The sequence below is a fragment of the Microcoleus sp. OTE_8_concoct_300 genome, assembly GCF_031383065.1.
In the GTDB taxonomy this organism is placed as follows: domain Bacteria; phylum Cyanobacteriota; class Cyanobacteriia; order Cyanobacteriales; family Microcoleaceae; genus Microcoleus.
Map to the genome: position 1 here is coordinate 26,182 of NZ_JANMZH010000893.1, position 9,413 is coordinate 35,594.

Annotated in this window: 12 protein-coding genes; 6 read left to right on the forward strand and 6 right to left on the reverse strand. The window is 43.7% G+C overall.

The window, feature by feature from the left end; genetic code table 11:
• Positions 1-567 precede the first annotated feature (567 nt).
• The 4 genes from ACUVJL_RS38890 (at position 568) to ACUVJL_RS38905 (ending at position 3,690) form a co-directional block, all read left to right on the forward strand.
• The gene (locus ACUVJL_RS38890; protein WP_445250693.1) at positions 568-2,208 is read left to right on the forward strand and encodes an ATP-binding protein; all 1,641 of its coding nucleotides are present in this window, start codon (positions 568-570) and stop codon (positions 2,206-2,208) included.
• A gap of 528 nt (positions 2,209-2,736) precedes the next feature.
• Positions 2,737-3,327, forward strand: coding sequence for a Crp/Fnr family transcriptional regulator (locus ACUVJL_RS38895; protein ID WP_445250694.1), 591 nt, complete (start codon positions 2,737-2,739; stop codon positions 3,325-3,327).
• Between the two features lie 46 nt (positions 3,328-3,373).
• Positions 3,374-3,535 carry a hypothetical protein gene (locus tag ACUVJL_RS38900; RefSeq protein WP_445250695.1) on the forward strand — a complete coding sequence of 54 codons (162 nt, stop codon included), beginning with the start codon at positions 3,374-3,376 and terminating at the stop codon, positions 3,533-3,535.
• Positions 3,532-3,690: a hypothetical protein gene (locus tag ACUVJL_RS38905; protein WP_445250696.1), complete on the forward strand. Its 159-nt coding sequence runs from the start codon at positions 3,532-3,534 to the stop codon at positions 3,688-3,690. Before ACUVJL_RS38900 ends, ACUVJL_RS38905 begins: the two co-directional genes overlap by 4 nt.
• Positions 3,691-3,808: 118 nt before the next feature.
• Here ACUVJL_RS38905 and ACUVJL_RS38910 read toward each other — a convergent pair whose 3' ends face one another.
• A complete protein-coding gene (locus ACUVJL_RS38910; protein ID WP_445250697.1) occupies positions 3,809-3,970 on the reverse strand; it encodes a hypothetical protein in 162 nt (53 codons plus the stop codon).
• 83 nt (positions 3,971-4,053) lie between these two features.
• Positions 4,054-4,287, reverse strand: coding sequence for a hypothetical protein (locus tag ACUVJL_RS38915; RefSeq protein WP_445250698.1), 234 nt, complete (start codon positions 4,285-4,287; stop codon positions 4,054-4,056).
• A 110-nt stretch (positions 4,288-4,397) separates the two neighbouring features.
• Between ACUVJL_RS38915 and ACUVJL_RS38920 the strand changes: the two genes are divergently transcribed.
• A complete protein-coding gene (locus tag ACUVJL_RS38920; RefSeq protein ID WP_445250699.1) occupies positions 4,398-4,835 on the forward strand; it encodes an Rrf2 family transcriptional regulator in 438 nt (145 codons plus the stop codon).
• An 18-nt stretch (positions 4,836-4,853) separates the two neighbouring features.
• Complete coding sequence (cysK, locus tag ACUVJL_RS38925) at positions 4,854-5,834, forward strand: cysteine synthase A (RefSeq protein WP_445250700.1); 981 nt, start codon at positions 4,854-4,856, stop codon at positions 5,832-5,834.
• Positions 5,835-6,606: 772 nt separating this feature from the next.
• On the opposite strand, the gene ACUVJL_RS38930 is transcribed toward cysK, so the two are convergent.
• From ACUVJL_RS38930 to ACUVJL_RS38945, 4 genes are all read right to left on the reverse strand, one after another.
• The gene (locus tag ACUVJL_RS38930; RefSeq protein ID WP_445250701.1) at positions 6,607-7,401 is read right to left on the reverse strand and encodes a sulfite exporter TauE/SafE family protein; all 795 of its coding nucleotides are present in this window, start codon (positions 7,399-7,401) and stop codon (positions 6,607-6,609) included.
• Between the two features lie 304 nt (positions 7,402-7,705).
• Complete coding sequence (locus ACUVJL_RS38935) at positions 7,706-8,209, reverse strand: hypothetical protein (protein ID WP_445250702.1); 504 nt, start codon at positions 8,207-8,209, stop codon at positions 7,706-7,708.
• A gap of 171 nt (positions 8,210-8,380) precedes the next feature.
• On the reverse strand, positions 8,381-8,617 hold the full coding sequence (locus ACUVJL_RS38940; RefSeq protein ID WP_445250703.1) for a hypothetical protein: 237 nt from the start codon (positions 8,615-8,617) through the stop codon (positions 8,381-8,383).
• A 19-nt stretch (positions 8,618-8,636) separates the two neighbouring features.
• Positions 8,637-9,038, reverse strand: coding sequence for a YidH family protein (locus ACUVJL_RS38945; protein WP_445250704.1), 402 nt, complete (start codon positions 9,036-9,038; stop codon positions 8,637-8,639).
• Positions 9,039-9,413: the final 375 nt, after the last annotated feature.

A 9,413-nucleotide genomic window follows, 5' to 3' on the forward strand; every position in this document is an offset into this window, starting at 1 on the left:
TTCGGGAGCTTCTACAAAACACTGCTCCCACATCGTTACCAGGCTCGTCCCTGGTAATGCTGTCTCGTGGCTCTAAATCGGAGGCAGAGCCTCCTGAAATTCATTCCCAGGCAGAGCCTGAGAACGAGAAAAAGATTTTACAATTGATTTAGGATTGCTATATGGGGTGATTATTCCGAAAGTTTCGGCTTTTTGTTCTGTAGGAGTTGACAAGACGGAAAATGTCGGTATAATAAATACTTATGCCGAATCAATGCGTCCGTTGAGGTTGTCTGATTTCATTCGAGATTGGGCAAGCAAAAATGGTTTGCTTCGTTGTTAAGTTCGGAGAGGTTATTGGCGAGCGCAAAAATTAAGAAATTGAGAAGCGAGCGGGGCATAACAAATCATTGGAGCGGACAAAGCTGTAATATTTTCGTTGAAAGCGAAAGTTTTTCTGCCGCTCAATTTAGCTGTTAGCCTGACTATAATCTACCTAAACGCCTCATCGGGTTGATCAGGTGGATAGAGTCCATCTAATAAATAGTTATATGCTTTGTTGTGGGAAAATCTTGACGAAAGATGAATATGACAGAACAACAGCCTTTCGGAAAAAGCGTAATTCAAACTTTCGTTAAATCAATTATCGAGAGTAAAGGTAAGCCCAAAACATTACTTATCAACACATCGGATTTCAATCTATTTGCTGATTTAGCAAATTCTGATTTAACTCAAGTTTCAAGGGCGGATGAAATTCCGAATAATGTAAAATTTGATGTTGTTCTAGGCGATTTGCCTCTTGGACTTAACCAAAATGAATGGCAAGACACCATAAATAACAGAATCATTAAAGCCCAACAAAATTGGCTGGATATATTAAAATCTCTATTTTCGCTTGAAGATAAAGGTTTGGCTATTTTTCTCGTCGAACCGCACGGATTAAGCAACTATCAGGGACAAAAGTTTCAGAGAGAGATGAATGCCATAGGTTTTTACGTGAATGGCGTTTTCAATACTCCTGAAAAGTTGCTTTTCCCAACAACAGCAATACGCCCCACGCTAATCTCTATTTCAAAAGAAGAACATCCAAAACTTTACTTGGCAGAGTTAGTTGAAACCGACCAAGCCGAGCAAGTTGCACATAATTTTCTTTCCTCTGTTGACACAGGACATTTAACAAGCGGAACGCTGATAGCTAACGGTGATTTTGTCGGTTTTTATAGATTGAAAATTCAGCAGCAAATCGAACGCCTTGAAACACAGTATAAAGAATACGACAACTATACTTTGAGCGACATTGCTACTGAAATCAATTCTGTTAAAAGCGGTAAGACGTTTGAGGAAAAAGAAAACGCTGTTTATATTCCCAGCATTGGAAACTCCAAGGTTGTCAGCAATCTGCAAGATGCAAAGTTAAAACACCATAATTACTTTCAAATTGTTCTGAAAGAAAACACCTCTAACGAGTATGTCGCTTCTTTTTTTGAATCAACATTAGGAAGGCTTGTCCTCGATTCATTGAGGATGCAGTCATTTATTCCTCATGTGAACAAGCGAGATATTGAACAAGCTTCAATTGCTGTTCCAAGTATTGTTGAGCAAGAATCTATTGTGCTAACGCAACACAAATTGCGTGAGTTAAAAGATGTAATTGATAATTTCAGCAGAGAGATTGCGCTTAACCCAACAAGTTCAGCATCTATTCAAGGACAACTAAGCCGAATGCTTGAAGCAATGGCCGTTTTGACGGACGCTGATAAAGTCCGTGCAATTATTCGGGAGGGCGAATCAAAAATAATTGAATTTAAGGAATCTCTCAGTTTGGACGTGAAGAAACAAACGAAAGAGTCATACATTGAGCAATCATCTCTGAAAACTATTGTTGCGTTTCTTAATACTGAAGGCGGTACTTTACTTATAGGCGTTTCTGATGATGGTCAAATATGTGGCGTTGATGGAGAAATTGAGAAGTTTCACAAGAACACCGACAAGTTTTTATTGCACTTCAAAAATCTTCTGCAAAGCAAGATTGGTGAAGAATTTTATCCTTTCATTGATAATCGGCTGGTGAAGGTAGATGATGTAAATGTTCTTTTAGTTGAGTGTAAAGCATCTCCAACACCTTGTTATTTTGATAGCAAAGATTTTTACGTTAGAACTAATCCAGCAACCGACAAACTTGAGGGGCCTAAATTAGTTAAATACGTAAAACATCGTTTTCCGAGTTGAGGATATTCTCTCTTCTCTAGGAGTGTAGCCTAACAATTCTGGTGCAGCCGATTGTCCCAAGTCGCTTGTAGAAATGCAAAGGTGTTGGCAACCACTGACCAGAACCGTTATACAATCTAGCGGAGGTTAATAGGTTGTATTTTCAAAACGCAGTCGAGCGGAAACGCGGGTAAATGGATATGCCGTAGCAGGTTCAGGTATATTCATTGCGCTCCCTATGTCACTACAGAGCCAAGAATCTCTTTGATAAGTGACTTGTGTGATGAAATAGACCTCTTGCAAAATAATTTTGTGCTATTGTGGAAAGTTTAGCCAATTTTATAATCTAGCAGGCTGAGCAAGTCTAAGGAGACGCCAATCAACCCAATAATTCAAAGTTTGACCTAAACCTGAGCAAATTCTTAAGTATAACACATATTTTTTTTGCAAGAGGTCTAATATGTACCTCCAGAAACATTAGGTCTTCGATAATTAGGCATAGGGAGCTAGTATGGGTGAAATTAAATTATTCTTAAATTATTCATTGTATTGTCATATTGGTTAGTGCGTTACGCTGTCGCTAACACACCCTACAGTGCGATCGCCGATCTTATAGAGCGATCGCACTTGCCCAACAGAAGCAATGCTCTGTGGCGAATTGAAACTGGAGTAGTGCGAACTGTAACATGGCTTGAAGATGGCACAATTATCACTTTGGGATTGTGGGGGCCTGGTGATACGATCGGCAAACCGATATCAAGATGCGAGCCTTATCAAATTGAATGCCTTAGTAAAGTCGAAGCAATTCTATTATCTGCCGATCGCTGGCTGAATAGAGACATTCTGCTCAATCACATTCAGCAGGCTGAAGAGTTTATGGTAATGCGAGGTTACAAAAAAGTTGACTTCATGCTCTATAAACTACTGAATTGGCTGGCTAAAAAATTTGGTTCAGAGATAGAGAAAGGACATCTGATCGATATGAATTTAACGCATCAGGATATCGCCGAAATCCTCGGTACAAGTCGCGTCACTGTCACTCGCACCCTCGGCATTTTTGAGCAGCAAGGTTTGATCGAGCGCCTGCCTTTGCACCGGATTATTCTGCAACCTTCCGAGGTGTGGCACTACGAGATCTAAAGAGCGATGGGGCGATCGCTCTTCCGACTTGAGAATTAATCTCATAATGAAGGTATACAAAAACTTGCCAGTGCTTCCCAAAGATGCCCGCGAAGCGTCAGATGTCTTCTACAAACAAAACCAAGGGGATGTGCCGATCAACTATGAAAACGAAGTTTTGTTGGCGAAACAGAAGGGCGAAGCTGAACCTTTCACGATCCCCAAGTGAATATTTCCATTGACAACCCCGTGGCTGTAGTTGATAAATACGCTGCCAAACATGGAACTACTAAGGTGGCGGAAGCGTTTGTCAAAAACCTTTTCACGCCGGAAGCTCAGCAAGAATTTGCTAAGGTGGTTTTCGGCCTGCTAACTCAACGGTAGCCGGACAATTTAGCAGTCAGTTTCCCAGAATTGGTAAACTGTTTACAGTCAGTGATATGGGTGGCTGGAAGGGGGCGCAAAGCAAGTTCTTTGGTGACGGTGCAATCTTCGATCAAATTCAGAATGGTCTGGGCAACAGATAATTTGTATTGAATTTGCGTTTAGTAAATTTTCTCATCCACTGGTCAATAAGTTCAAAAGCAAGGGCGACGATCGCACTTGCTTTTCTGTTTCTCCTGATTTCTTTCTTCTCACTGCCAACAGAAGCGATATCTCGCATTTGTTGACTGCCGCCAAGTAGGTGAGTATGAAGAAACTTAACGATCGCACAGCATATATCCGCCTACCTACTTAGCAGTTACTTCAAGGCGGCGGTATTGCCTGTAAAATACTCAATTCCTGCAACATTTGAGACTTTCGGGCTCTACCCGCTTCGGGGTGTTCCCAAGACGGTGCAAAGGGTGGAACCAAGAAGGAGCAAGCTTTCCACCCACCCTGTACCCCAACGCCTAGCATCAGGCAGTTTCCGCCCCTGTGCCCGTGCTGTTCGTAATACCGACAATGCCGACAACTTAAACCTACATTTACGTTGCTCACGGGATTTCTCCAACCGTTTTTGTAATAAAAATATAATAACACCTGTACACCTACCGGAATTGTGTATTATGATATAAGGTACAATTTAAACTCGATCGCCAGTGGGGAATGTGGAACTATCTTCTAGAGTACAATATGCCCTGTTAGCCCTCTTGGAACTGGCTAGCCACTACCCGAAGGATTCGCCCCTAACAGTAAGCGAACTTACTGCTTCTGGTGAGATACCGGAACGCTATCTAGACCAAATTCTTGCCGTGCTGCGGCGTGCAAGTATCGTCCAGAGTCTGCGAGGTGCTAAAGGCGGTTATTTGCTGGCGAAAGAGCCTTGGGAGATTACCTTGCTAGAGGTGTTTTCGACTCTCGAAGGATCCGGCAGCGGCCAGACCAAAAAAGTTTCGGAATCTGTAACAATAGAAAAAACTGCGGTGCTAGAAATATGGCAGGAAGCTCGACAGGCATCTTTCGCGGTTTTGGGCAAATACACATTACAAGATTTGTGCGAACAGCGGGATATTCGCAAACAAACACATCCCATGTACTACATTTAAGGGGAGAGAAATTAAGCCATGAGAATTGCTAAAAATGTTACAGAAATAATTGGCAGAACTCCTTTAGTTCAGCTCAATAAAATTCCCCAAGCCGAAGGAGTAGTTGCTCAAATTGTGGCAAAGTTGGAAGGGATGAATCCGGCTGCTTCGGTGAAAGATCGAATCGGGGCGAGCATGATTCAGGTTGCAGAAGAAGCGGGGTTAATTCAACCGGGGAAAACTATTTTAGTTGAACCGACTTCAGGAAATACTGGAATTGCTTTGGCAATGGTAGCGGCGGCGAAAGGGTACAGTCTGATTTTAACTATGCCGGATACGATGAGCACGGAACGCCGATCGATGCTGAAAGCTTACGGAGCTCGGTTGGAATTAACTCCGGGACATGAAGGGATGTTAAGCGCGATCGCCCGTGCGGAAGAAATTGTAGAAGAAACCCCCAATGCTTTCATGCTGCAACAGTTTCGCAACCCCGCTAATCCGAAAATTCACCGAGAAACAACGGCTGAGGAAATTTGGGAAGATACAGAGGGTAAAGTAGATTTTTTAGTTGCTGGAGTTGGCACCGGCGGTACGATTACTGGAGTTGCTGAGGTAATTAAACCGCGAAAATCGAGTTTTAGGGCGATCGCAGTTGAACCCGCTAGCAGCCCCGTGCTTTCTGGAGGCAAATCTGGTGCTCACAAAATTCAAGGGATTGGTGCAGGATTCATCCCGGAAGTGTTGAAACCAGAGTTAATTGATGAGACGATCGCAGTTAGCGACGAAGATGCGATCGCCTACAGCCGTCGGCTGGCCAGAGAAGAAGGATTGTTGTCAGGAATTTCAGCAGGCGCCGCTTTGTTTGCCGCAATTCAAGTCGGCAAGCGTCCCGAAAATGCTGGAAAATTGATAGTTTTTGTGCAGCCTTCTTATGGCGAACGCTACCTCAGTACAGCCTTGTTCAAAGATTTAGAATTGCCGACGGCCGAGGAACTTGAAGCATTAGTCAGCAATTATTAAATTGTAGGTTATGTTGCACGATCATCCTTAATAAGTCTAGCTGGCATTCCAGTCTAGATCCCCCGTGCATACCTCTCCTAGGGCAGGGCTGATTCATTCTTTTAAAGCTATAGTCCGAAAGGGCTTTCAACCCCTTTCGAGAGAGCGAAAGTCCTCGCTACGATCACTAAAAATTACTATTTGAGTCGGTTTTAACTCACATCTTGCACCATTCTCAATAACAGGCAAGATGCCTGTTCCACAAAGAGTAGATTTTGTTGTGGAACGGGCATCTTGCCCGTTCATAAAAGGCTTATTAACAATAGTGCAAGAGCTCAATTTTAACCGACTTTTGCTATAAGCCCCGTGGGTTTCAAACCCTGGCGGATTTCGGGAGAATGAAACAGTCCCCCCTTTTTTTTAGGGGTTAGGGGGGCTCGTTGAGGATTGTGGACTCAAACAGCAGGCTGACACTAGGTTTAACTTTTCATATCAATTCCGGCTGCGCCGGAATGATATCAAATCCGGTAGCATCGGGATTATTCATCTCTGTATTCTCTCCCTCTGTGTTCTCTGCGCCCTCTGCGGTTAAATCATTCCGATGCAACCGGAAACGATATGATATCAAATCCGCGCTTCGGGAGTCGGGCGTAAAGTCGAATCAAGCTGCCAACAAATAATTCACGCAATTTTCAGTTTTTTGACTCACAGTCATCAGTCATCAGTCATCAGTCAACAGTCAACAGTCAACAGTCAACAGTCAACAATCATTCCGGTGCAACCGGAATCGATATCAGACTTGATACAACTTCCAACTAGCCATCGCCAACATTCCGTAAATAACAAACTTTAGCGGGCGTTGAGGCATAATTTGGCAGAATTTAGCACCTACCAAAACTCCCGGCACCGAACCCAACCAAATCGGCAAAACTAAACTCCAGTTTACTGTTCCGAGGCTGAGGTGTCCCACAGATGTAAACATCAACAAAATTGCCGCCTGCGAAATATCTGTACCCACCAATTTAGAAGTATCCAGGCGGAAAAAAGCAATCAGCAACAGTGCAAACATCGAACCGGAAGACACGCTAGTGATTCCCACTATGCAGCCTAAAATTGCTGCCGCACTCACAGTACAAATACGGCCATAATTAGTATTTAAGTCCCATTCACGGGGCGAAGGCATTTTAAAATTAGGGAAAAATGTTTTGACCACTAATTGGGTCAGCGATAAAGCGACAATGAGGGCGATCGCTACTCCGAGAAAGCGCAGCAAGATGCTGTCTAAGTCCTGATTGTCGCTGGATTGGATGCAGTGTAAAATCCACACGCCAGTCAGCGAACCGGGTACGCTGCCCAAAGCCAGCCACTTAACTACTTGCAAGTCGAGGGTCTTTTGCTGCCAGTGTTTGAAGCCACCAACAACTTTCATCAGTGTAGCAGCTACGACATCAGAACTAATAGCAATTGATGCTGGAATTTGAAAAACAAAAATTAACATTGGGGTGATGAGCGAGGCTCCGCCAACTCCGGTCAAACCAACGATAATGCCCACAAAAAAGCTGAGAAAGGATAGTAATAAGTAGTTCACGGTTATGCCCAAAAACTGTGTAATTAAGCGCTGCCAACCAACAAATAGATAACTTGGCTGGCTCCTGCAACACAGCTACACAGGCAAAATCTTACTCGCATTTTAATATTTATAGCCAGGAATTTGACTCTTCAACGCTTGAGACTTACCGCGTGTTCAGCTACAAAATTCTTGGTAAAAGTAAGTAAATGCAAATAAACAAAACTACATAAATTGTAGTGTAAAAGCTCCCTGATTTTCTTATATATACCTGTGTAACTGATTAAAAACCCTCGATTTATTTATGGGGTTTATATTCTGCCTTCTACCTTGAAGTGACGAGCGTCACAGGTAAAGCAGAGCTGAGGTTAACCGGCTGCTTGCCGGAAAAGAAATCGGGAGTCTCGAGAACATTAAAATGAATCAATGCCACAATGACAACAGTGAAGACTGTTGAGGAAACTAAACCCGTCAATAACTCTTTTTTGAGGTTTTTTTCCTTGGGTTTGTCGGCCAAAACATCTAAAGTTCCTAGCTGCATCAACAGAATTCCCGCAATATTGGAAAGCCAGTAGCCGACAATGGTGCAAGGAAACAGTAAATCTGGGGAAAGCCAACTACAGATATACCCAAAGGCGTAGGCAATTGGCAGATTGAAAAATATGTCGTTCCACCAACACAGCGGTGATAGCAAATATCCAATGGCCAGAAGCAACCCGCCTCTGATCTTTTTAAACCAGACTTCGTTAAAGCCCTTAGCTTGTGGCAACTGTTGGGTCAGTTGTCCTGCAAGCTGGTACTCTTCACTGACTTTTTTAGCGTTTTCCACGTTGATAGCTCATTACTCGATCGACTTACCGTAGTTTAGCATCCCTACTCACCTATGTCTAGTAAGTCTATCCAGTTACCGTATTTTATAGGGAGCGGCTAAATATACTTTGTTTCAGGTACAAACATATCTATCCGCGAGAGGTTGTTGAGAATGCTGGGTGGTGGTAGTTTAGGCGCCGATCGAGAAATTGAAAGTTTCAGGCAAATGCTTGACAGTTTGCCAAAGATATGCGGTGTCGATCCCCCAGTAAAATTGCAGGTAAACGAGCAAAATCCCGATCGCGACTGTCACGCCCAGCAATTTAGGGAATATTTTCGCGACACTCTCGAGCACTAGGAATGCTGCCCAGATAGCAGCAGCTAAGAGGATAATGGAAGCGATCGTGGCAACTGTATCGCTGTTCATAATTAACTCCTGTTGACACTCAGTCGGGTATTACAAAACTACTTGGGCCCAGGGCGGCTGCAAAGATAAAATAAATTACTCCAATCCCCAATAAGCCGACAGCCGAACTGAAGACGAATATCAACCAATCTGAGGGTTCGTAGGTATCCTCGTCAATTTGGCGGCGAACCGTGAAGTAGTGCACAGTTGAGATTAAGACTGTCGCCAAACCGATTAGAGAGAAGATTAAACCCAACTTCCACCCCATCCCCAGGCGGTACTGTACGGGAATTTGCACGACGCGAAGTCGGACGATGATGACGCCAAAACCCATGAGGGCGATCGCGGCCCGCATCCATGCTAAGAAGGTGCGCTCATTTGCCGATCGATCGATCGCCCGCGACAGATTTTGCTGCTTTGGTTTCTCATCATCTACTTCCATCGGTTTGAACTCACATCTTCACCATTCTCGATCACCCTTTTTTGGGCGGGCAGGATGCCCACCCCACAAGAAAATGCACTTTTTGTGGAACAGGCATCTTGCCTGTTCTTGAGAATAGTCCAACATCTCATATCGTTTCCGGTTGCATCGGAATGATTTAACCGCAGAGGGCGCAGAGAACGCAGAGGGAGAGAATACAGAGATGAATAATTCCGATGCTACCGGATTTGATATCATACCAATTTAATGTGAAGTTGCACATATCTCGATCCCCCTAAATCCCCCTTAAAAAGGGGGACTTTGATCGGAATCTTGTCCCCCCCTTATTAAGGGGGGCTAGGGGGGATCGGATTCTATGCAGCCTCATAAAAAATT

Bases quoted from the DNA above. Each gene is read 5' to 3' on its own strand.
- ACUVJL_RS38910 (WP_445250697.1), bottom strand. From the start codon at position 3,970: ATGCGAGATATCGCTTCTGTTGGCAGTGAGAAGAAAGAAATCAGGAGA.
- ACUVJL_RS38890 (WP_445250693.1), top strand. From the start codon at position 568: ATGACAGAACAACAGCCTTTCGGAAAAAGCGTAATTCAAACTTTCGTT.
- cysK (WP_445250700.1), top strand. From the start codon at position 4,854: ATGAGAATTGCTAAAAATGTTACAGAAATAATTGGCAGAACTCCTTTA.
- ACUVJL_RS38900 (WP_445250695.1), top strand. From the start codon at position 3,374: ATGAAGGTATACAAAAACTTGCCAGTGCTTCCCAAAGATGCCCGCGAA.
- ACUVJL_RS38940 (WP_445250703.1), bottom strand. From the start codon at position 8,617: ATGAACAGCGATACAGTTGCCACGATCGCTTCCATTATCCTCTTAGCT.
- ACUVJL_RS38945 (WP_445250704.1), bottom strand. From the start codon at position 9,038: ATGGAAGTAGATGATGAGAAACCAAAGCAGCAAAATCTGTCGCGGGCG.